Annotated in this window: 15 protein-coding genes and 1 pseudogene; 14 read left to right on the top strand and 2 right to left on the bottom strand. The window is 45.2% G+C overall.

The genetic code is table 11. From position 1 onward, the window contains the following. Nucleotides 1–162: 162 nt before the first annotated feature. A complete protein-coding gene (locus C7475_RS08840) occupies nt 163–744 on the bottom strand; it encodes a sigma-70 family RNA polymerase sigma factor (RefSeq protein WP_170117377.1) in 582 nt (193 codons plus the stop codon). 367 nt (nt 745–1,111) lie between these two features. On the opposite strand from C7475_RS08840, the gene uvrA reads away from it, so the two are divergent. After that, nucleotides 1,112–3,874, top strand: a complete 2,763-nt coding sequence (gene uvrA, locus C7475_RS08835; protein WP_233259802.1) for an excinuclease ABC subunit UvrA — start codon at nt 1,112–1,114, stop codon at nt 3,872–3,874. A 62-nt stretch (nt 3,875–3,936) separates the two neighbouring features. Here the strand turns inward: uvrA and C7475_RS08830 are convergent, their stop codons facing one another. Further along, complete coding sequence (locus C7475_RS08830; RefSeq protein WP_110053005.1) at nt 3,937–4,377, bottom strand: DUF4293 domain-containing protein; 441 nt, start codon at nt 4,375–4,377, stop codon at nt 3,937–3,939. 121 nt (nt 4,378–4,498) lie between these two features. Between C7475_RS08830 and C7475_RS33510 the strand changes: the two are divergent. The 13 genes and pseudogenes from C7475_RS33510 to C7475_RS08765 form a co-directional block, all read left to right on the top strand. Then, nucleotides 4,499–5,725, top strand: a pseudogene (locus C7475_RS33510) (malic enzyme-like NAD(P)-binding protein); the annotation flags it as partial. After that, complete coding sequence (locus tag C7475_RS33505; RefSeq protein ID WP_370445422.1) at nt 5,708–6,784, top strand: phosphate acyltransferase; 1,077 nt, start codon at nt 5,708–5,710, stop codon at nt 6,782–6,784. The pseudogene C7475_RS33510 and the gene C7475_RS33505, both read left to right, overlap by 18 nt. Nucleotides 6,785–6,874: 90 nt before the next feature. After that, entirely contained in the window at nt 6,875–7,906 is a 1,032-nt protein-coding gene (locus C7475_RS08820; protein ID WP_110053003.1) for a hypothetical protein, read from the top strand. A 131-nt stretch (nt 7,907–8,037) separates the two neighbouring features. Then, complete coding sequence (locus C7475_RS08815; protein WP_233259801.1) at nt 8,038–8,706, top strand: ABC transporter permease; 669 nt, start codon at nt 8,038–8,040, stop codon at nt 8,704–8,706. Between the two features lie 64 nt (nt 8,707–8,770). Then, nucleotides 8,771–9,574 (top strand): ABC transporter ATP-binding protein, encoded by an 804-nt coding sequence (locus C7475_RS08810; protein ID WP_110053001.1) that lies wholly within the window; start codon nt 8,771–8,773, stop codon nt 9,572–9,574. A 64-nt stretch (nt 9,575–9,638) separates the two neighbouring features. Beyond that, nucleotides 9,639–10,520 carry a succinate--CoA ligase subunit alpha gene (gene sucD, locus C7475_RS08805; RefSeq protein WP_110053000.1) on the top strand — a complete coding sequence of 294 codons (882 nt, stop codon included), beginning with the start codon at nt 9,639–9,641 and terminating at the stop codon, nt 10,518–10,520. A gap of 220 nt (nt 10,521–10,740) precedes the next feature. Beyond that, complete coding sequence (locus C7475_RS08800) at nt 10,741–16,857, top strand: alpha-2-macroglobulin (RefSeq protein ID WP_158286458.1); 6,117 nt, start codon at nt 10,741–10,743, stop codon at nt 16,855–16,857. 294 nt (nt 16,858–17,151) lie between these two features. Then, nucleotides 17,152–17,475, top strand: coding sequence for a DUF2335 domain-containing protein (locus C7475_RS08790; protein ID WP_158286457.1), 324 nt, complete (start codon nt 17,152–17,154; stop codon nt 17,473–17,475). 208 nt (nt 17,476–17,683) lie between these two features. After that, nucleotides 17,684–19,078 carry an alpha/beta hydrolase-fold protein gene (locus C7475_RS08785; RefSeq protein ID WP_158286456.1) on the top strand — a complete coding sequence of 465 codons (1,395 nt, stop codon included), beginning with the start codon at nt 17,684–17,686 and terminating at the stop codon, nt 19,076–19,078. A gap of 4 nt (nt 19,079–19,082) precedes the next feature. Next, complete coding sequence (locus C7475_RS08780; protein ID WP_110052995.1) at nt 19,083–21,458, top strand: ABC transporter permease; 2,376 nt, start codon at nt 19,083–19,085, stop codon at nt 21,456–21,458. A gap of 37 nt (nt 21,459–21,495) precedes the next feature. Further along, nucleotides 21,496–22,551 carry an FAD-binding oxidoreductase gene (locus tag C7475_RS08775; RefSeq protein ID WP_110052994.1) on the top strand — a complete coding sequence of 352 codons (1,056 nt, stop codon included), beginning with the start codon at nt 21,496–21,498 and terminating at the stop codon, nt 22,549–22,551. Between the two features lie 87 nt (nt 22,552–22,638). Further along, on the top strand, nt 22,639–24,387 hold the full coding sequence (gene aspS / locus C7475_RS08770; RefSeq protein ID WP_110052993.1) for an aspartate--tRNA ligase: 1,749 nt from the start codon (nt 22,639–22,641) through the stop codon (nt 24,385–24,387). Between the two features lie 209 nt (nt 24,388–24,596). Continuing rightward, nucleotides 24,597–25,127: a glucosaminidase domain-containing protein gene (locus tag C7475_RS08765; RefSeq protein ID WP_146217513.1), complete on the top strand. Its 531-nt coding sequence runs from the start codon at nt 24,597–24,599 to the stop codon at nt 25,125–25,127. Nucleotides 25,128–25,145: the final 18 nt, after the last annotated feature.

Here is a 25,145-nt window from a genome sequence, read left to right as displayed (position 1 = left end):
TGCCAGGCTTTTTGCTGACTGCACCTGGTGCAAATATCTACAGGGCTGCTATTTAAAGCAACCAGTTGTTTATCATCCAAGTTATTTCTGGAGGATGTACAGAAAATAAGAACGGGCGGTCGGAGTCTCCCGGCCGCCCGTTGATGGCAAGCAAAAAAAGGATTACAAACAAATCTGTTTCTCCGTCATCATCTTCCGGAGATTTATTAGACCATATCTCATACGGCCTAATGCGGTATTGATACTCACTTGCGTGAGGTCTGCTATCTCTTTAAAGCTCAGATCTGCATAGTGGCGGAGAATGATCACTTCCCTTTGTTCTTCCGGCAGCATATCCAGCATCCTTCTTACGCGGTCGTGGCTTTGTGCTGTGATCATTTTGTCTTCGGCACTGCTTTCACTGAAATTCAGTACGTTGAAAATATCTTTATCGTCACTGGTCTTGATGATAGGCGTACGCTTGATCTTACGGAAGTGGTCCACACAGAGGTTATGCGCAATACGCATGGCCCAGGGGAGGAACTTTCCTTTCTCAGTATAGCGTTCAGCTCTAATGGTATCGATGATCTTAATAAAGGTATCCTGGAATATATCTTCAGCCAGGAATGCGTCTTTCACAAGTAATACGATAGAGGTATAGAGCTTATCTTTGTGCCTGTGCACTAATTCTTCCAATGCGGAAGCATGACCCTTTTTGAAAAGAGTAATCAGCTGCTCATCACTTAGTTTGTACATTATTTGCATAAACTTCTACAATAGCGGGTTTAAAATAAAAATAGGACTTGTGACAGTCGTAGGAAAAATGTGTAGAGTTTATGCTATAATAGGTAGTTTTTAGTTTGATAAAATAGAAATCAGAGTGGCCTCCAATTCTCATCTAATGCAAATATAAAGTAATAGTTCAATAAAACAATCCCTCATTCGTGCAATTTTCGGAGGATTTATTTCCCTGGGGAACCCCCTGAAGTGATGCGTGGTTGCAGGTTTGCCGCATAACACGTTCAGGTAGAACGGAAATACCCCGGAATGGTTTACTTTCGGTATTTTTGCATCCATTATGGCTACTAAAGTGAAGAAAACGGAAACAATAATTGACGATCAGTCAGTTAGTATGCAAGATCAGATTTTCATTAAAGGCGCTCGCGTTCATAACCTCAAAAATGTGAGCGTTGGCATCCCTCGGAGCAAGCTGGTAGTAGTGACAGGAGTATCCGGTTCCGGTAAGTCTTCATTGACCATGGACACATTGTATGCTGAGGGTCAGCGCCGTTATGCGGAAAGTCTCAGTTCCTACGCCCGCCAGTTCCTCATGAGAATGAACAAACCTGATGTTGACTATATCAAAGGCATCTGCCCTGCGATTGCTATCGAACAGAAGGTGATCACCCGTACGCCCCGTTCTACCGTGGGCTCCATGACGGAAGTATACGATTATCTGCGCCTACTGTTTGCCCGTATCGGCAAAACATATTCTCCCATCTCCGGCCAGCTGGTAAAAAAACACGAGGTCAGTGATGTGGTGGACTTCATCAAAAACTTACCCTCCGGTTCTAAGATACAACTGCTGGTCACCTTTCGCCGCCATGCAAAACGCGACGCGAAGGAAGAGCTCCAGATCCTGATGCAGAAAGGGTTTTCCCGCCTGTATAGCAAGGAAAAAGGGGCAGGTACACTGTTACGTATTGAAGAACTGCTGGAGGAAAAGAAACCAGCTTTACCTAAAGATGTATACCTGTTGGTAGACCGTCTGGTAGCGAAAGCGTTTGAAGAAGATGATCTGCATCGTATTGCAGACAGTGTGCAGACGGCCTTCTACGAGAGTGAGGGAGATTGCCTGGTAGAAGTGGATGGCGGAGAAATGAAACACTTCTCCAACAGGTTTGAGCTGGATGGTCTGCAATTCGAAGAACCGGTGCCAAACCTGTTCTCGTTCAATAACCCTTATGGCGCTTGTCCTGTTTGCGAGGGTTTCGGACAAACACTGGGTATCGATGCCGATCTGGTGATCCCCGATAAACGCCTGAGCGTATATGAAAACGCCATCGCACCGTGGAGAGGAGAGAAGATGGGCGAATACAAGGAAGCACTGATCAAAGCCGCCAGGAAGTTCAACTTCCCGATCCATAAGCCGGTAACTGATCTCACAGAAGAGCAATACCAGTTGCTGTGGACAGGGAACGAGCATTTCTACGGGCTGAATGAGTTTTTCAAGATGGTAGAGCAAAACCTGTATAAGGTGCAATACCGTGTGCTGCAATCCCGCTACCGTGGCCGTACTATATGTCCTGAATGCGGCGGAGGCCGCCTTCGTAAAGAAGCACTGTACATAAGAATAAACGGTGCTAACATTGCCGACCTGGTGGATATGCCGGTAAGCAATCTTTATGAATGGTTCAAAGGTCTTGAGCTTAGCGAATACGATCAGCAGGTAGCGAAGAGGATACTGATAGAGATCGATCACCGCCTGAAAACATTGCTGGACGTGGGGCTGGGATATCTTACCCTCAATCGTGTAGCCAACACGCTGAGTGGCGGTGAAAGCCAGCGTATACAGCTGACCCGCTCGCTGGGCAGCAATCTGACCAACTCGTTGTATATCCTCGATGAACCGAGTATCGGTTTGCATGCTCGTGATACCCATCGCTTGATCGGCGTTCTGAAAGAATTACGCGATCTTGGTAACACAGTAGTGGTAGTGGAACACGATGAAATGATGATGGAGGAAGCAGACTATATCATCGATATGGGGCCGCTGGCCAGTCATCTGGGGGGAGAGGTGATTTTTGCAGGAAACTATCAGCAGATACTAAAAGACCCTAAAAGCCTGACGGGGAAATATCTTAGCGGACAATACCGTATTGAGCCGCCTGCCCAGACCCGTAAATGGAAGAAGGCAATTACCCTTGAAGGTTGCCGCCAACATAATCTGAAGAACATAGACGTAGACTTCCCTTTACAGGTACTAACAGTAGTAAGCGGGGTGAGCGGATCAGGAAAGACGACACTGGTTAAACAGATACTGTATCCTGCCCTCATGAAACTGAAGGGAGAATTTGCAGAACGTGTAGGCCAACACCGCGCATTGAAAGGGGCCGTGGACGATATCACTCAGATCGAAATGGTAGATCAGAACCCAATTGGTAAATCATCCCGTTCCAATCCGGTTACTTACATCAAAGCGTACGACGAGATCCGAGACCTGTTTGCAAAACAGCCGTTGAGCAAGATGCGCGGTTTCCAGCCCAAACATTTCTCTTTCAACGTAGACGGCGGCCGTTGCGACGCTTGTAAAGGAGAAGGAGAAGTGATCGTAGAAATGCAGTTCCTTGCAGACGTACACCTATTGTGTGAAAGCTGTGGTGGCAAACGCTTTAAGGACGAGGTGCTGGAAGTTACTTACAAGAACAAGAACATTTACGATATACTCGAAATGAGTGTGGAAGAATCCCTGGATTTCTTCAAGGATGAAAAGGATGTGTGTAATAAGATCCGTCCGCTGAGCGATGTGGGACTGGGTTATGTGAAGCTGGGACAGAGTAGTGATACCTTGAGCGGTGGTGAAGCACAACGTGTGAAACTAGCGTCATTCCTGGGTAAAGGAAAGGCGCAGGGACATATCCTGTTCATCTTTGACGAACCGACCACAGGCTTGCATTTCCATGATATCAAAAAATTGCTGGCGTCTTTCAATGCACTGATAGATCAGGGACATACCGTGTTGGTCATTGAGCACAATATTGACGTGATCCGTAGTGCTGACTGGGTGATAGATCTGGGACCTGAAGGGGGCGCCGGAGGCGGACAGTTACTGTACACAGGACTGCCGGAAGGACTGAAGAAAGTAAAGGAAAGCTATACGGGTAAATACCTTTAATAAACTGACTAAATAAAAAAGCTGCGGAGACGTCTCCGCAGCTTTTTTATTTAGTCAGTTTATTATCTGAGCCTGTCCAGTGATTTGATCAGTTTCTCATCTTTATAGATGCCTCTGGCAGCCATAAATAAGAAGATCAGTATCAGGATAGGCAGAAAAGCGCCGGGTAAGTAAGAAGCATCAGAGATATGTCTGCCACCTTCCTGTAGTTTGTTGGCTGTATTCAGCACCTCAAAATACTGAAGAGCAATGGATGCTATGGCCAGGAAAATATTTAAAACGGTTAATCTGAATTGCAGTTTACGATTCTTAAACAGGAAAATGCAAAACAGCGCCAGCGCTACGATCAGCATATAAACCACAAATACCACAAAGCTGGACTGGGCTTTGAAATAACTCACCGTTCCATCGCTTAATGTAGCTTTCCAGATATTCAGGAACCAGGTTCCTATACCGGCCGCTGCCGCTAATAGAAGGTAAAGACTTTGAATGCGTTGTATCATGTTTGTCAGGGAGATTAATCGTCGTAAAAATAAGTAAATATTGTGAACCAACTCTTTTGTGCTGGCTCCCGTTCTTTTAATACTTCGTATATTGCACGCCCAAGAACAATCTTTTATTGAAATGGCAAGAAAACAGAACAAGCAGGATGCATTGGATTATCATGCATTGGGGCGGCCTGGAAAAATCGAAGTGATACCTACGAAGAACACCAAAACACAATGGGACCTTTCACTGGCCTACTCTCCCGGAGTAGCAGAACCTTGTAAAGAAATTCACAAAGATGTAGAGAATGTGTACAAATATACCGCCAAAGGTAACTTGGTAGCGGTGATCAGTAACGGTACAGCAGTTCTCGGCCTGGGAGATATTGGTCCCGAAGCCGGTAAACCTGTAATGGAGGGTAAAGCGGTATTGTTCAAGATCTTTGCAGATATCGATGTGTTTGATATTGAGCTAAATACGAAGAATGTAGACGAGTTTGTGCAGGTTGTGAAAGCAATGGAACCAACATTCGGAGGTATCAACCTGGAAGATATCAAAAGCCCGGAGTGTTTTGAGATCGAAGATCGCCTGAAAAAAGAACTGAAGATCCCTATCATGCACGATGACCAGCATGGTACGGCTATTATATCCAGTGCAGCATTGCTGAATGCTACAGAGCTGGTCAAAAAGAAAATTGAGAAAGTTAAGATCGTTGTAAATGGAGCAGGGGCAGCCGCTATGGCCTGCGTGAAGCTGTATGTGGCCCTGGGTGCTAAACGGGAAAATATCATCATGTTTGACAAGGACGGTGTGATCAATGTTTCCCGCCCGAACCTGTCAGAGATGCACAAACAGTTTGCAACCACTTCCAAAGTGACGGAGCTGGCTGAAGCACTGAAAGGTGCAGATGTATTCGTTGGACTGTCTGTAGGAAATGTGGTGACGCCTACGATGATCAAGAGCATGGCCAAGAACCCGATCGTATTTGCAATGGCAAACCCGGACCCGGAGATAGCTTATGACGTTGCGATAGGTTCCCGTCCGGATGTGATCATGGCTACCGGCCGTTCAGATCATCCTAACCAGGTGAACAATGTATTGGGTTTCCCATACATTTTCCGTGGCGCACTTGATGTACGTGCTACTCAGATCAACGAAGAAATGAAGCTGGCGGCAGTACATGCCCTGGCAGAACTGGCGAAAGAATCCGTGCCAGATATCGTTAACCTGGCTTACAATGAAAGGAACCTCTTTTTCGGTCCAAAATATATCATTCCGAAACCACTGGACCCACGTTTGCTCAGTCATGTAGCACCTGCAGTAGCGCGTGCAGCGATGGAGAGTGGAGTGGCTCAACAACCAATTACTGATTGGGATGCATATGTGGAAGTGCTGAACAAACGTCTGGGACTGGACAATCAGTTGTTCCGCGTCATCGGTACCAAAGCCCGTCAGGACCCGCGTAAGGTTGTATTTGCAGAAGCAGATAACCTGAAAGTGCTGAAAGCATCACAGGTAGTAAGAGAAGAAGGAATCGCCTTTCCGATACTGTTAGGTAACGAACTGCGTATCCGTAACCTGGCGGCAGAAAACGGTATCGAGCTGGATGACACCGTGATCATCGATCCTAAGAGTGATGAGATGCACGATAAACGTCATCACTTCGGAGAACTGTTCTTCAAAAAGCGTCAGCGTAAAGGTTTCAACCAGTATGAAGCGAAGAAGGTAATGCGTGAACGTAACTACTTCGGTTGTATGATGGTGGAGACAGGAGAAGCAGATGCACTGATCTCCGGTCTGACACGTAACTATCCGGATACTATCCGCCCCGCGTTACAGGTGATCGGTACTGAGAACAATTGCAAACGTGTGGCCGGTATGTATATCATCAATACGAAACGTGGACCGCTGTTCCTGGGAGATACAACTGTAAACTTTAATCCCACAGCGGAAGAACTGGCGGAGATCACGATGCTGGTGGCCAACGAAGTAAGACAGTTTAACATCACGCCACGTATTGCAATGGTGTCTTACTCTAACTTCGGTTCCAGTCCGACCCCTGAAGCACAGCTGGTAAGCAGGGCGCGCGACATTGTAAAACAGAAAGATCCAACGCTGATCGTAGACGGTGAGATCCAGGCAGCTATGGCCTTTAACCAGGAGATCCTGAAAGATAGTTATCCTTTCAGTGAACTGCTGGGACAGGAAGTGAACACACTGATCTTCCCTAATCTTGCGGCAGGAAACATCGCATATAACCTTCTCCAGGAAGTAGCGGGCTTCGATGCGATCGGGCCGGTACTGCTGGGTATGAAGAAGCCTGTACACATCCTACAGTTGGGCAGTACCGTACGTTCTATTGTGAACATGGTGAACATTGCCGTAGTGGATGCACAGCATAAATGCTGCGACGGAAAGAAATAAAGGGAACAAATTAATCATCAGGAATCGGAATTGATATGTCGTTTAAAGCATTTCAATTCCTGGTTCCTGATTTTTTTTTGATATTTGGGTATGCAGCACATATCCCGTAAAAAGGCTTTTTTCCCGTTAAACCCTGCATTCAGGGGGTATCTCAAGCTATATGAGAGGGAGATTAAACTACCTGTCTCGTATGAGGAGTTGCGTTATTACGATAACAGCATTCCTGTGTATGATAAAGACGGTAAGGATACATTATGGGAGTCAGTGTTCTATCCACAGAGTATGTATAACCAGTTGCAGGCCGGATTGAAAAGGATCTATTCCATTATGAAGGCGGGTGGCGATCAGACAGCGGAAGAGCATCTGGAAGTGGAGCGTATCGATTACTGTACATTTGGTAATTCTCACCCTTTCCGTATCAGGATCAGGAACACGTACAACGACGTGTATGATTATTTCTATATCAAGATCGCAGATGCTTCCCGTATTTACGGGTTAGAACTGGAGCATATACTATCGCCGTACGTGATCAACTTTGTGGTGGACGGCAATACCCTGGTAGAAGAACATATCGCTGGCGTACCGGGCGATCAGTTTATCCTTCATTATCTGAACAGGCCTGAATTCAATCCTAAACGTATAGCCAAAGAGTTTGTCAAGTTCAATGAGCGTTGTTTTGTGCGTTTGCTGGGCGATATGCGTTCCTATAACTTCGTCTTTGACATTACCCAGGACTTTGACGATGTACAGTTTCGTATACGGGCCATTGATTTTGATCAGCAGTTCTATGAAGGGAAACGGACACTTTATATGCCACAGTTCTTTAAAGAGAACAGGGTCTTTGTGGAACTGGCGATGAAACATCTGAACGCGGAAGTTGTGAAGCAATATCAGCAGGAGGAGCGTTCTGTAATAGCCAGAAGGATCAAAACACAACGACATCGCATAAAAGATCTCAGGGACGTGATCATGACCGACAGGGTCTCATTCCCGGAGAAAATAACCCAGCTGGGGCATGAACTGGCGCAGTATTATGAGGATCCGGTCTTTTCCCGTTGTAAAACAATGGGTGAGATCATTGAACGCAGTCTGAAGCGGTTGCTGGTCAAAAGTCTTAAATGAGTGGATAGCGCACCGACTATGTACTCCCAACTATTTTTCCCTATCTTTGACCAGCTATGGAATTTAGATTCTTTCATCATTTCGGAAACTACCTGCTTATGCTTAAGGGCATGTTTTCCCGCCCGGAAAACATGAAAATGTTTTGGCGGGAGTTTATGCGGCAGTGTGTGGATATAGGCATCGGATCATTAGGTATTGTATTTATTATTTCGCTGTTCATGGGAGGGGTAACCACCCTGCAGATCGCTTACCAGCTGGTAAGTCCTCTCATTCCCAAAGCCACTATCGCACAGGTGGTAAGGGATACTATCATTCTCGAATTTGCGCCTACGCTGACCTGTATTGTACTGGCAGGTGTGGTAGGGTCCAAGATAGCATCAGAGTTAGGTAATATGCGCGTATCTGAGCAGATTGACGCGCAGGAGATCATGGGTATCAATACAAAAGGGTACCTGATCAGGCCAAAGATACTGGCGGCGATCATCATGATACCTTGCCTGATCTGTATTTCGGGCTTCCTGGGTATCTGGGGAGGGCAGAAGGCAGGTGAACTGGGAGGTATTTTATCTGCAGATCAGTATTGGCAAGGGCTCAGACAGGACTTTAGAGCATACAACATCTTCTTTGCCTTATTTAAGTCGTTCGTATTTGCTTTCATTATTGCCAGCGTACCGTCTTATTATGGATATAATGTGCAGGGTGGCGCGTTAGAGATCGGTAAAGCCAGCACTAGTGCCGTAGTGGTAACCTGTGTGCTGATATTGTTCATGGATTATCTGCTGGCAGCACTATTGTTATAAGCGATCCTGCGGCTACAGGAGTATACTGTAGGTTGTAGCCCGGATGCATAATTCGTAATTGTTTATGATTGAGTTGGTTAATATTAAGAAGGGCTTTGGAGATAAGATCATTCTGCCGGATGTATCTGCTGTCATGGAGACCGGGAAAGTGAACCTGATCATTGGTACCAGTGGTAGCGGAAAGACCGTGATGATGAAGTGTATGGTAGGATTGATGCCGATCGATGCCGGTAAAGTGCTGTACGACGGAAAGGACTTTACAGGAATGAACGATCATGAAAAAAAGGAGATCCGTCAGCAGATAGGGATGCTTTTCCAGGGATCGGCCCTGTTTGACAGTATGACGGTGGAACAGAATGTAATGTTCCCGCTGGATATGTTCGGAAAAGGCACCCTCAGAGAAAAGAAGACCCGTGTGATGGAGTGCCTGGAAAGGGTAAACTTAAAGGAAGCGGCAAAAAAATACCCGGCTGAGATCAGCGGGGGGATGAAAAAGAGGGTAGGGATAGCCCGTGCTATCGTATTAAATCCTAAATACCTGTTCTGTGATGAGCCCAATTCCGGTCTGGACCCGCAAACTTCCCTGCTCATAGACAAACTTATCAAAGAATTAACACTGGAGTACAATATTACCACGGTGATCAATACCCATGATATGAACACCGTAATGGAAAGCGGGGACCATATCGTGTATATGTACCAGGGGCGTAAACAGTGGGAAGGAAGTAATAAAGACATCATTTTCAGTAAAGATGAGAAGCTGAATGACTTTATCTTCGCGTCCGAATTCCTCCGTGATGCCAAGGAAATGAGACAGATGGAAATGTTCCAGGACCAGAACTGGCGTAACCAGATTAAAAAAGATTGATTTGGAAATTGGGATTAGGACTTTAATTTTGCCGATATCATTATAAAACAATAAACCAAGCGCGATGAGTGTTTTAGTTAATAAGCATAGCAAAGTGATTGTACAGGGCTTTACCGGTACAGAAGGCACATTCCATGCCACACAGATGATAGAATATGGCACGCAGGTAGTAGGCGGCGTTACGCCGGGAAAAGGCGGCACCAAGCACCTGGAGCGTCCGGTTTTTAATACAGTAGATGATGCTGTAAAGGCAACAGGCGCAAACGTTTCTATCATTTTCGTTCCACCAGGATTCGCTGCAGACGCTATCATGGAAGCTGCTGAAGCTGGTATAGAGCTGATCGTATGTATCACTGAGGGTATCCCTGTTCAGGATATGATCAGAGCTAAGAACTTCCTGGTTGGCCGCAAGAGCCGTCTGATCGGACCAAACTGCCCTGGTGTAATCACTGCTGAAGAAGCTAAAGTAGGCATCATGCCGGGTTTCATTTTCAAGAAAGGTAATATCGGTATCGTATCCAAATCCGGTACTTTAACATATGAGGCTGCAGATCAGGTAGTTAAAGCTGGTCTGGGTGTTTCTACAGCTATCGGTATCGGTGGCGACCCTATCATTGGTACCCCTACCAAAGATGCGGTTGAGCTGCTGATGAACGACCCTGAAACTGTAGGTATCATCATGATCGGTGAGATCGGCGGTAGCATGGAAGCTGATGCTGCAAAATGGATCAAAGCGCACGGTACTAAACCAGTAGTTGGTTTCATCGCTGGCCAGACAGCTCCTCCGGGCCGTCGTATGGGTCACGCAGGTGCTATCATCGGTGGTGCTGACGATACTGCAGCGGCGAAGATGAAGATCATGGCTGAGTGTGGTGTACACGTAGTTGAAAGCCCTGCAAATATTGGTAAGACAATGGCAGAGGTGCTGAAAGCTGTGAAAGCATAATAATCAATAGATTATGTAATATATTATCCTCCCACGGGTTAATCCGGTGGGAGGATTTTTTTTACCCCGAAGGATATTTTGTTGACTTTTATACCGGAACCCTGTGGAATAGGAGATCTTTTGGCATCCTGTTCCGGAGATAAATGAATTTTAAATGCTATCCCATATGCGTCTTATCGTAGCCGTTTTTATTTTTTTAATCTTAAGCTGTAAAACTGTTATGGCCCAGTTTAACTATGACACCCATTGGAAAAAAGTACAGGAATTAGATGGAAAGGGCCTGTTCAGATCAGCTTTGCTGGAACTGGATGTGATCTCTGAGAATGCTGCAAAGCAACAGAACGAGGTTCAGTTGCTGAAAACATACATCTACAGGATCAAATATGTGGCTTACCTGGAAGATGAAAAGAATGAAAAGGACAAAAATGTGGCCTGGAAAACACAGACCTTTTCGCCGACAGCCCGCGCTGTGATGAAAAGTCTGCAGGGAGAAACCCTGCAGCGGTATCTGGAGGACAACAGGTTCCAGATATATGACCGCACAGATATCCAGGGCGACACCTCTACAGATGTCTCTACCTGGAGTGCCTCACGTCTCCACCGGGAAATAACTGCCGCTTATGAAGCATCCCTGCAGGACATTCCATCTCTGAAGAAGGTGGACATCAGCAAGTATGAAGACATCCTGGTAGCGGGAAAAGGGAATGGCAGGAAGTTACGTCCTACTTTATTTGACATGATCGCCCACCGTGCCCTGGATTATTATAAATCCGGGGAAAGTATGATCTCCCAGGCTGAAAACCAGTTTGAGCTGACCGATCCCGTGGCTTTTGCCCCTGCGGATGTTTTCATGCAACACAAGTTTGCCGCCGCTGATTCTGCTTCTCTTCAATACAAGGCTTTATTGCTGCTCCAGGATCTGATGCGTTTCCATGCAAAAGATAAGGCGGCGTTGCTGGACCTCGATCTGGAAAGAACAGCCTATGTAAACCAGGTGGCAGTTATGCACGACAAAGAAGCGCTGTATGTACAGTTGCTGAAGACCCAGGAGAAAGCTTATGCAGGAGAGAAAGAGGTGACACAGTTCATCTTTCAGCTGGCCCAGTATTATCTGACTGAGGGTAATAAAAAGGACGCAACAGTCGCAGAAGGAATAACACCGGCGGCGGCTATGCAGCTGGCTAAAACACTTTGTGAGAAGGCGATAGAGCTGGCTCCCCGTTCTGTGGGAGGAGCAAACTGTTTTGATCTGCTGGTGAGGATAAAGGATAAAGAACTTCGCCTGGAAACAGAACTGGTCAATATACCTGGTATGCCTTTCCGTTCACTGGTCACTTACCGGAATACAGATAAGATCTATTTAAGGGTTGTTCGTATAGATGAAACTTTCCGTAGTTCTTTACGTGAGGCACAAGAGGACTACAGAGATACTACTAATAAATACTGGCGCTTAATGCTGGGTAAGCAACCTTTGAAGACATGGGAACAGGCGCTGACAGGATCGGCAGATTTCAGGGAGCATGCTGCAGAGATAAAAGTGGATGCTTTGCCATTGGGTACTTACATGGTACTGGCAAGTGTGAACAAGGATTTCAGCCTGAAAGAGAATCTGCTTGCTGTACAGTTCATTCATGTGTCTAATATCAGTTACATCCTTCGTGAGTATAAAGAAGATGATGTAACCAACAGGTATTATGCTTTGCACAGGCAGACAGGTCAGCCGCTGCCAGGTGCCAAGCTGACGATATGGGCACCGAATGAAAACAGGCAAAGAAGTAAACTGATACAGGTACAAACTTATACTGCCGGCAAGGATGGTGAATTTGATGTACAATGGGACAACAAACGTCAGAATGTAAGACTGGAATGGAAGAATGGCGAGGATCAGTTGTTTATAGACGATTTTAAGTACGTCTACAGTTATAAGTATCAACAGCAGTCGGACGAGTTAAAAGAGCGGCATAACAGCTTTATTTTCACAGACAGGGCTATTTATCGTCCAGGGCAGACACTTTATTTTAAGGGTATTGTACTGACGGCTAATCCTGGTGGTGCAAAAAGTAAAGTTGTGCCGGGATTGCCTGTAACGATTGAGTTGCACGATGTGAATGGAGAATTGGTAGATACCGTGAAAGTAACAACAAGTGAGTATGGCGCATACTCAGGCAAGTTCACATTGCCGACAGGACGTCTGAATGGTGATTTTCACCTGAAAGAATCAACCGGTGAAGGGTATACTTCCTTTTTGATAGAAGAATATAAACGCCCGAAATTCTATGTTGAGTTTGAACCGGTAAAAGGCACCTATCGTGTGAATGATTCTGTGAGAGTGACGGGCAAAGCATTGGCATATGCAGGTAACAATATAGATGGTGCACAGGTACAATACCGTGTTACAAGGAAAGCACGCTTCCCTTATCCATGGCTGATGTGGAAGAGCATGTACCGGAGTGAGTCGCGCGAGATCGTTCATGGAGATGTAAAGACCGCAGCAGATGGTACTTTCAGCATCGCCTTCCCGGCTTTGCCTGATCTGAAAGTGCCGGCGGCATTGAAACCTATATTTACATATGCTGTTTCTGCTACTGTTACTGACATCAATGGAGAAACACACAGTGGCGACCAGATGGTTAGCGCCGGTTATCAGGCACTGGAAATTAAAGTGAATTTGCCAGCTACAGTATTGCATAAAGACCTGGATTCCGTTAAGATCATTACACAGAACCTCAATGGCTCTTTCGAACCTGCAAACGTTGCAGTTACCGTAAGTCCGGTGAAACCACCGGCCCGCTTGTTACGTAGCAGGTATTGGGCTAAACCGGATCAGTTCATGATACCACAGGCGGAATACGAAAAAACATTCCCGCATGATATCTATAACGATGAAGATAATCAGGAAAGCTGGACAAGAGAAAAAGCAGTACTGACACAATCTGTTACTACCGGAGAGAAAGGTAATGTCAAGCTGGATAAAGAAAAGCTGTCTGCCGGGTGGTATGAGCTGAAAGCAACTACGAAAGATAAATATGGAGAGGAAGCAGTACAGAAACAGATATTCGAAGTAGTAGATCCATCAGCGAAAAAACCGTCTTATCCTGTATATGTATGGAAATACGCTGATACAAAAAGTATAGAGCCGGGAGAGAAGAAACAGATCCGCATCGGTTCTTCTGCTGCAGATGTACATGTACTGCAACTGTTAACACAAGCTGAAAAGAAGGAAACATTCAGCAGCTTTAAGATCAACGGATCAATTGAAAACAGGGATTACACAGCGTTGGAAAGTGACAGGGGAAATGCCATATTCCAATATGCATTTGTAAAAGATAACAGGGTATATACATTGACAGAAACAGTTAATGTACCCTGGTCGAATAAACAACTGGATGTAACCATCGCATCACATCGTGATAAATTGTTGCCTGGTGAAAAAGAGAAGTGGCAGGTTAAGATTAAGGGGGATAAAGGTGAACAGCTGGCTGCTGAAATGGTAGCTTCCATGTATGACGCATCGCTGGATGAATTCCGTAAGCACGATTGGTCCGCTCCTTCAATATTGCCGGAATTAGGTGCTTTCCGTTTCTGGGTAGCGGAAGACAATTTCAAGCGGACTATGTCTATTGTTCGAGACGATATTTCGCGTCAGAGAAGGCCAGAGGTTCCGCCTTTCAGCTATGATGACCTGAGTTGGTTTGGTTGGTATCCTGGAGGAGCTTACATGCTACTAGACGATAAGGGTAAGAACGAGGAAGTAAGCATTGTTGGGTATTCCGACAGAAGAAGAATGTATGCGATGAAGAGGAAAGGCGTTGTAATGGCGGAAGCTATGCCTGCACCTGCAGCACCAGTAGCTGCAATGGCGGATGAGGCTTCTATGGCGAAGGATATGCCACTTGCTGCAGGATTAATGGGTAAAGCGGCAGGAGTAATAGTAGGCGAGGCTGGAAATATAGCTCAGGATGGAGGTGATGCTACCAAGCCTTCCGATATTCAACCACGCAAGAACTTTAACGAAACGGCGTTCTTCTTACCTGAACTGCGCACAGATAAAGATGGCAACATCAGCTTTGACTTCACCGTGCCTGAAGCATTGACCCGCTGGCGCTTCCTTTCATTAACACATACAAAAGATGCATCGTTCGGAGCTGCAGAGACAAGTATTGTAACACAGAAACCACTGATGGTACAGCCTAATGCTCCACGATTTATGCGGGAAGGTGATAAGATCGAATTCTCTGCAAAGATCAGTAACCTGGCGGATAGTACATTAAAAGGAGAGGCGAGACTGGAACTGCTGGATGCAACAACTATGCAGCCGGTAGATGGCTGGTTCCAGAACCTGTTCCCTGTCCAACATTTCACAGTGGAGAAGGGGCAAAGCACAGCGGTGAGTTTCCCGGTACAAATTCCTTTTAACTTCAACAGTTCATTGGTGTATCGTGTAGTAGCAAAATCTGGTATCTATAGCGATGGAGAAGAGAATGCACTGCCTGTATTGACTAACAGCATGCTGGTAACAGAAACATTACCGTTGTCTATGCGTGGCGATGGTACACGCACATTCAATATGTCTAAACTGCAGAAAAGCGGTGAATCAGAAACACTGCAACAGCATTCATTTACACTTGAATTTACAAGCAATCCAGCCTGGTATGCGGTGCAGGCATTGCCTTACCTGATGGAGTATCCGTATGAATGCTCTGAACAGATCTTTAACAGATACTATGCAAATACACTGGCAGCTCATATCACGAACTCACTACCGGGAGTAAAAGCCATCTTTGAAAAATGGCGTACTACGGATACATCAGCTTTACAAAGCAATCTTCAGAAAAATGAAGAACTGAAAAGTGTACTGTTGCAGGAAACGCCGTGGGTGCTGGAAGCGAAGAGTGAATCAGAGCAAAAGAAACGTATTGCCTTATTGTTCGATCTGCAACGCATGAGCAGCGAGCAGCAAAGAGCGATAAATCAATTGCAGGAGCGTCAGTTAGGAAATGGTGCTTTCCCATGGTTCAACGGTATGTGGGAAGACCGTTACATCACGCAGTACATACTCGCCGGCTTCGGTCGCTTGCATGAAGTAGGTGCACTGAAAAACGAGACTATGGGCGATCTTGAAAATACGATCGTTAAAGGATTGGGTTATCTTGATAAAGCGATCGACGTCTCTTATCACAATCTGAAGCAACATAAAGCTGATATGAACGCTCAGCAGATCGGGTATATTGAAACGCATTATCTCTATACACGTAGCCTGCTGAAAGGAAAAGAGTTGCCGGCTGAATATCGCGAAGCTTATCTGTATTATATCTCACAAGCTAAGAAGTACTGGTTAAAGATGGATATATATCCACAGGCAATGCTGGCTATTGTATTTAACAGGAGTGGAGATGTTAAAACTGCCACTGAGATCATCAGGTCTTTAAAAGAGCGTGCTATTAACAACGAAGAAACAGGAATGACCTGGAAAGAACTACGTGGTGGTTACTGGTGGTATGAGGCTCCCGTAGAATCACAGGCAATGCTGATCGCGGCCTTTAAGGAAGTGACGAATGATTCTGTAGCAGTAGCCGATATGAAAACATGGTTGTTGAAGAATAAACAGACTAACAGCTGGAATACAACAAAAGCAACATCAGATGCATGTTATGCAATGTTGTTAGGTGGCAGCAACTGGTTGGATGCAACACCTGTTGTAGATATCAAAGCCGGTAACGTAACAGTCAGCAGTCAGACAGAGAAGACTGAGGCTGGTACCGGTTACTTTAAAAAGCGTTTCAATACCAGCGAGGTAAAACCTGATATGGGTAACATCGCGGTAACAGTAAAGGGTAGTAAAGGCCAGCCATCCTGGGGTGCTGCTTACTGGCAGTATTTCGAACAGCTGGACAAGATCACACCGGCAGCCACTCCGCTGAAACTGGAGAAACAATTATTCATCGAAAGGAATACCAGCAGCGGCCCGGTATTAACTGCTATTGAAGATGGTAACAGTCTGAAAGTAGGCGATAAAGTGAAGGTGCGTATTGTGATGCGATCAGATCGTGATATGGAATATGTGCATCTGAAAGATATGCGTGCTGCATGTTTTGAGCCTCAGAATGTGATCAGTGAAAACAAATGGCAGAACGGAGTAAATTATTATGAAAGCACTAAAGATGCGAGCACTAATTTCTTCTTTAGCCGATTGGTGAAAGGAACGTATGTGTTTGAATATACTTTGTTCGTAACGCATCAGGGTAATTTCAGTAATGGTATCAGCACTGCACAGTGTATGTATGCACCGGAGTTTAGTGCGCATAGTGAAGGCATAAGGGTGAAAGTTGTGGAGTGATCACTATAAGGTCAGTATGTAAAAACGCCGATCTGGAGAGGGTTTTGCCTTTCTGGTCGGCGTTTTTTAAAAAGGGGCGTAAAACTTATTTAAATAATTACAGCAAATACTCACGTTATTCAGCACTTTTTCTGGGAGGAATGGCGGCTGTATTTGATATTGGGGGCGTCCTGAGAAATCCATTCCCAAACTCAATGACATTCCATAATAATAATGCAACTGCTATCAAATCCCTGAGGATAAGAAAAGAGAAATATATACTGAATTACCCGGACTGTTAGAAAAAGCCTGCATGTGGGACCTCTTCCGCCACCAGAGCAACTTGCCAAGTATAATGAAATTATTCCCAACGGTGCTGAACGGATAATGCGTATTGCTGAAAACGAACAGCAACACAGTAATACAACGGAGGCTAAAATGCTTAATGCTACAATCTGGACAACGAGATTGGGGCAGATATTTGGATTGGTTATAGGATTGACTGTGATCACACTGGGCTCCATATGCATTATGATCGGACATGATTTATCAGGAACTGCAATGAGCGGGTTAGGAGTTACCGGACTCGTTTCGATCTTTGTGATAGGAAGGAAGAGGAGAGAAAAGGATGAAGAATGATCTGATCCGGTATGATCCGCCCTCCATTAAAACCGGACATTCCTGTATCAAAACCGGACACTTGCTTTATCAGTCCCTTCTTTAAGTGATTGATAGACAGTGCTTGTTTGACATGGCATCCTTTTAGGATCATAGGGATATGAATTACAAATTACAGGCTGTATTCACTATTTTTAATCTGCAATTTGTAACTCCCAATTTAATCCACATGAAGGCAATTATTACAGTATTCCTGGTCTTTTCTTTTGTCACCGTCTCCGCACAGGAGATCATCAGGGATTCCATTTATTCCAATGTGCTGAAAGAACAAAGGAAGATAGAAATAGTCCTTCCGGATAAATATAATCCGGCGGAAAAATATGAGGTAACCTATGTAACAGATGGAGAGTGGAACACGAGAATAGTAGCCCAATTACAACGCTTCGTGGAGATTCAGTTCATGCCGCCGAATATTATTGTAAGCCTGCCAAATACTTATGCGAACAACGATAATTATCGTGTAAGGGATTTTACGCCTTACAAGATCCCGGATAACAAGTTAACCGGAGGAGCTGACAATTTCCTGGCATTTCTAAAAACAGAAGTGATCCCTTATATAGAGAAGAAATATCCGACTAAAGGATATAGGACATATTACGGAGGCTCGCTGGGAGGTGTGTTTGGACTCTATAGTTTTTTCAGGGAACCTCAGTTGTTCCAGTCATACTTACTCGCTGATCCCGCTTTCTGGTGGGGCGATGGGTACCTGATGAAAATGGCAGCGGATAGTTTGACATCCCTGCCTAATCCGGAAAGAACATTGTTGTTTACAGGAAGAGAGGGGAAGGCGTTCCAGTATATGGGTATAAAAGATATGGATTCTATTTTCCGCGCAAAAGCGCCTGCTGCCTTGCATTGGAAAACGTTGGTCTATAGTGGAGAGACACATAATTCTATGATCTTTAAAACTGTGTACGACGGCTTAAAGTATACTTACAACGGATACATGACAGCCGACATCAATTATCATCCGATGTCGGGGATTATTCTGAAAGACAAGCCTTTTAGCCTGTATTGTTTCCCTGAAGAACATCTGGAAGTACATTATACGACAGATGGAACTGAACCTACAGCGGCGTCGCCTAAACTTACTGCCGGTGTATCGCAAATTACTGTTCCGGTGCAACTGACAGTTAAAGTGTTGGCTGCACGAAATGAATATTCGAAAATGAAGAAGGGGACTTTTACTATAGGTGAGATGTGGCACAGTGGTGATAAGCCCAAAAAGGCATTGCCGGGAGGTTTGGATACACTGAATGGTCGTGTTGCTGGTTTCATTGAGTTGAAGGAACCAGGTTACTATATATTTGGTTTGGAGAATGCTGTTGCAGGCACAAAATTATCATTGAATAAACAGGTGCTGATAGACTGTAAAGGGAACACGGGTGATGATGCGCAGTCTTATATCGTTCCATTGGATAAAGGCTTTTATGAGTTGGATGTGACGTACAGCGCTGCTGCGAGCATGCCGAAGCTTCGGTATGTTGCGCCTGGAAAAGAAGATGCAGTGCCTCTTCCAGCCGATATACAATATCATATGCAAAAAAATAACGTCAAAAAGTAAAAAGATGTTCAAGAGTTATCTGAAAGCAACACTGCGTAATCTCTGGAAGAACAAGACCTACAGCTTCCTGAACATATTTGGACTAGCTATTGGGATTGTCTGTGCAGGCGTGATCTTTCTATGGGTGGAAGATGAGGTTAATTTTGACAGCACACATGTAAAGAGGAACAGGTTATACTCGTTACGGGCTAATTGGGACTATGAAGGAAATATCCGCACATTTGCCTCTACCCCAGGACTAACAGGTCCCGCCATAAGAGAAGAGATCCCGGGTATTGCCAATACCTGTCGCATGACAGATTTTGCGCCTTCGTTGTTATTTAGCATAGGGGAGAAAACTGTTTATGCCAGTGGCAGGTATGTAGATGCTTCATTGTTTGAGATGTTTACGCTCCCTTTCTTAGAGGGGAATCCGGCGACTGCCTTTAAGGATCTGCATGCAATCGTAATTACACAGAAAACGGCAAAACGGTTTTTTGGAGAGGACAGAAATATAGTAGGGAGAAGCGTGAAAGTGGATAATCAACAGGAGTATGTAGTAACTGGTGTATTGAAAGACCTGCCTGAAAATTCAACCTTGCAATTTGATTGGGTATCACCTTTCGAAATCTACTATCAGCAGAGAAAGGAATCATCGGATGACTGGTTAAGTAATTCACCTTATACTTATGTTGAACTAGCACCAAATGCCGATCCGGCAACGGTTGATAAAAAGCTGCATAATTTCATTCAACAGAAAAATGCGGATGCTATAAATCACTTGTTCCTATTTAGTATGAACGACTGGCGACTCCGTGATAATTTCGAGAATGGCAAACAAACCGGTGGACGTATTACCTATGTACGTATGTTTTCTCTCATAGCATGGATCATTCTCTTCATTGCATGCATCAACTTTATGAACCTGGCGACCGCCCGCAGCGAAAAGCGTGCACGCGAAGTTGGTGTGCGTAAAGTAATGGGAGCCGGTAAGCGGGGACTGATTGTTCAGTTCATAGGCGAAGCATTGCTGATGGCAACGTTTGCATGTGTGTTGGCGGTGTTGATCATATGGTTGCTATTACCATTGGCGAATACGCTGATGGATAAAAACCTCACACTTGGCTTACAGGAGCCAATACATATAATCGCCTTGATAGTGATCACACTTGTGTGCGGATTGGTAGCTGGTAGTTATCCTTCTCTGTATCTTTCCTCGTTTAATCCTATAGCTGTATTGAAGGGGCTGAACACAACAGCCGGAGGCGCCACATTTGTTAGAAAAGGCTTGGTGGTATTGCAGTTTTCCATATCGATCATGCTGATCATCAGTACTGCGATCATCTATCAACAAATACAACATGTAAAGAGCAGGGATCTTGGGTTCAAGAAGGAGCATCTGCTTAGCATAGATCTGAAGGCAAATATGCTGAACAACTTTAGTGCTATCAGACAGGACCTGCTGAATACAGGTATGGTGGAAAACGTTGCTTTATCTGATCATCCAACTATCTACGGAGGAAACAATACAGGTGCTTTGAAATGGCCGGGAAAGCCTGAAAATAGTGATATCCTGATTTCCACAAGATTGGCGGGGTCAGGGTTTATATCCACAATGGGGATGCAACTGCTGGAAGGTCGTGACTTTAAGGTAACGAATACAGATACGTTGAATGTTATTATCACTTCGTCTTTTGCTAAAATGATGGGAAGCGGAAGTGCCCTGGGTAAAAAGATCGAGGCGCCGAGAAGCAATGGTGAAACAATGTTCCTCACAGTTACAGGCGTAGTGAAAGACTACGTATATGGTGATATGTATCGCTCACCCGACCCTGTTATGTTCTATAATCTGACACAGTTTGGCAATGTTATGTACCTGCGCTTAAAGGGAACTGCCGATCCTGTAAAGGCAATAGGGGCTATTGAAAAAGTAATTACAAAAGCTAATCCCGGCTATCCGTTTGATTACATTTTTGTAGATGATCAGTTTAACGGAATGTTCCAGTCGGAAATGCTGGTGAATCGGTTATCCCGCGTGTTTGCCGTACTGGCGATCATTATCTCCTGCCTCGGGTTGTTTGGCCTGGCTGCTTATACTGCCGAACGCAGAACCAAAGAAATCGGTATCAGGAAGGTGTTGGGTGCCAGTGTAACAAGCATAACAGGTTTACTGTCTAAGGATTTTCTCCAGCTTGTAATAGTGTCTTGTATCGTGGCTTTCCCTCTGGCATGGTGGGCAATGTCTTCATGGCTACAGCAGTATGCGTATCGTGTAACCATTCATTGGTGGGTGTTCCTGTTGGCAGGTATCACAGCCATGATCATATCGCTGATCACGATCAGCTTCCAGTCTGTAAGGGCTGCATTAATGAACCCTGTAAAAAGTCTGAAAGCGGAATAAGTAACACCAGCATGCTTTATTGTATTTTGCAGCCCTGATGAAAGTAGATTTTCTGATCATAGGGCAGGGTATTGCAGGTACAGTGCTGAGTTATACCTTAATGCAGGCGGGGCAGTCCGTGCTGGTAATGGATGAATACAAGCCTAATAGCGCCTCGCGTATAGCGGCAGGGGTAATTAACCCTGTTTCCGGCCGGCGATTTACAGTCGCCTGGCAATACGACGAGATCTATCCAATAGCTGTACAAGTGTATAAAGCAATGGAACAGCTATTGGGTGTGCCTGTGTTCAAGCCCCGGGACATCTATAACGTGTTGCCTTCTGAGCAGTTGAAAGCCGCTTTTATGGAGCGTACGAGTGGATTGTCTTATATGGAAGGCCCGTCTGCAGACAAACTGGCACATTATCAACAATGGCTGGACCAGCCCCACGGAGCTGCTATTGTAAAAGGAGCTACCGTGTTATTACAGAATCTTTTGCCCGGCTGGCGGGACTATCTGAAAAAGCATAATAGCTTACGGGAAGAGCGGCTGGAATTGTCCCGGCTGGAAATAACCCCAAAAGGCGTTAAATACGCCGATATCACAGCCCGTTACCTGGTCTTCTGCGAGGGAGCTGCCACGGTTAACAACCCCTGGTTTAATTACATCCCGTTCCTGTTAAATAAGGGAGAGGTACTACGGGTGCAGATCCCCGGTTTTTCTACTCCCGATATTGTCAAAAGAAGCGTGTCTCTGGTACCACAGGGGGATGATACCTATTGGGTCGGGGCTACATTTGCCTGGGATTACCCGGATGAGCAGCCTACAACGGAGAAGAGGGAAATCCTGGAAAAAGGGCTGGAGCAATTGCTGAAGGTTCCCTATAAAGTGCTGGACCAGCTGGCGGCTGTGCGGCCGTCAGGCACGGATCGAAGGCCCATTATGGGCTTACACCCCGAATATCCTGTTCTGGGTATATTTAATGGCCTGGGAACAAAGGGAACTTCCCTGGCCCCGGCTATGGCGGCTCAATTTGCGGCGCATATCCTTCAAAATGTGCCACTACAGGCAGATACAGATATTAATCGCTTTTTTAACAGGTACAAGGGATAGAAATGCAGCCCGCAAAATGTATCTTTGCCGACCGTTTGGGCCTCGACCCCCGGAAAAATAAAAAGTTGAACTTTATAATATAAGTATATGTACAGAACGCACACTTGCGGCGAACTACGACTGGAGCACAAGGGCACACAGGTATCATTGTCTGGCTGGGTCCAGACCATCAGGAAATTCGGAAGCATCACTTTCGTGGATCTGCGTGACCGTTATGGTATTACGCAGCTGTTGTTTGGAGAGTCCTGGAATGAGCAGCTGGATGCACAGCCGCTGGGCCGCGAGTTCGTTATTCAGGCATCCGGTACTGTAACCGAGCGTTCTAACAAGAATCCGAATATCCCTACAGGCGATATCGAGATCACTATCAGTGAGTTCAGCATATTAAACAGCGCTAAGACACCTCCGTTTACCATCCAGGATGATACTGATGGTGGGGATGAGCTGCGTATGAAATACCGTTATCTTGACCTGCGCCGTAACATCGTTAAGCAGAACCTGGAATTACGCTATCGCGTAAACAGGGCTGCCCGTAACTACCTGGATAGCAGAGGTTTTATGGATATTGAAACGCCATTCCTCATTAAATCCACTCCGGAAGGCGCCCGCGACTTTGTGGTACCAAGTCGTATGAACGACAATGAGTTCTACGCATTGCCACAGTCTCCGCAAACTTTCAAGCAATTGCTCATGGTAAGCGGTTACGACAGGTATTATCAGATCGTAAAATGTTTCCGTGACGAGGACCTCCGTGCTGACCGTCAGCCGGAATTTACCCAGATAGACTGTGAAATGAGCTTTGTTGACCAGGAAGATATTCTCAGCAACTTCGAAGACATGCTGAAGCACATCTTCCAGGAGATCAAAGGCATCACTTTCGACGGCAAATTCCCTCGTATGACCTGGGATGACGCAATGGAGTTCTACGGTAACGACAAGCCCGATATCCGCTTTGAAATGAAGCTGGTAAATATGTCAGACACTGTTAAGGGAAATAACTTTAAAGTATTTGACGAGGCGGAACTGGTTGTAGCTATCTGCGCAAAAGGCTGTGCAGAATACACCCGTAAACAGTTGGATGAGTTGACCGATTGGGTAAAACGTCCGCAGATCGGTATGAGTGGTCTGATTTATGCACGTTACAACGCAGATGGAACAATAAAAAGCTCCGTCGATAAGTTCTTTGATGAAGAGAAACTGAAAGGTTGGGCTGAAAAATGTCAGGCACAACCGGGTGATCTGATCTTATTATTGGCTGGTAAAGAAGAACGTACCCGTAAGGCGATGAGTGAATTGCGCCTGGAAATGGGGGAGCGTATGGGACTGAGAGATAAAAATGTCTTCAAACCGCTGTGGGTGATCGACTTCCCGCTGTTTGAGTATGCAGAAGAGGAAAATCGCTGGGTTGCCCGTCACCATCCGTTTACATCGCCAAAACCGGAGCACATCAGCTGGATGGCTGATCTGTCCAAATACGCAGACATCAAGGCAAATGCATACGATATCGTGCTGAATGGTACTGAAGTAGGTGGTGGATCCATCCGTATATTCCAGCGTGACCTGCAGGAGAAAATGTTTGCTGCGCTGGGTATGAGCCCTGAAGAAGCCAATCATAAATTCGGCTTCCTGTTGGGTGCATTTGAGTATGGTGCTCCGCCACACGGAGGCATCGCCTTCGGCTTCGACCGCCTCTGCTCGCTGCTGGGTGGTAGTGAAACAATCCGTGACTTTATAGCCTTCCCTAAGAATAATTCCGGCCGTGATGTGATGCTGGATGCGCCTAGCGCCATCGATCAGGCTCAGTTAAAGGAGTTGAAGATCAGCCTGGTGAAGTAGAGTGGCACGGAATTTGTCTAAGTGGGTGGAAAATTAAACTGAATCCCCCTTGATGCTGTTTAAAGAGTGTCAAGGGGGATTGGTGCAAACTATAGAACGTATCTAATTAACAGGATTTTAACTAAGAATAGATTATCGAATTTTAATAAGTTATAGTCATATTGTACAAATATTTCAACTATATTGCCGGTACAAAAAACAATTCTGCCATGACATCTAAGAAAATGTTTTGCAGGGGATGGTTTTGTGCATTGCTAGGTATACTTTTGTTTATAAGTAATACGGCTTTTTCACAGCGTTACGCTACGAACTATGTGAATAAATATAAGCCTGTTGCTATTCATATCATGAATGAGACAGGTATCCCTGCAAGTGTAATATTAGGCATTGCGATGCTGGAATCGGGGATGGGGACAAGTAAGAATGCCAGATTATTATCTAATCATTTTGGGATCGTAGGACGTAATAGTCTTCATAAGAAGAAAGGTGTGGTCTATAGATCACGATATAAAGAGTTTGCCAACGCAGAGGCCTCATTCGACTACTTTGCCAACATGGTAACCCGCAAAAAATGGTTCCCTTCAATGAAGGGAAACGTTGAATACAAACTTTGGCTCAAACACATGAATCACGGAGGTTATTCTTCCGCAGGGCATGAATGGGTAAAGAGAGTAACAAGCATGATCAGTCGCTATAAATTATACAAACTGGATGAGCAAATGGCATATACCGGAAGTTAATTTATAGTCTGTAGTTTT

The sequence above is a fragment of the Chitinophaga sp. S165 genome (assembly GCF_003182155.1).
Taxonomy (GTDB): domain Bacteria; phylum Bacteroidota; class Bacteroidia; order Chitinophagales; family Chitinophagaceae; genus Chitinophaga.
This window is presented reverse-complemented; position numbering and strand designations above follow the sequence as displayed.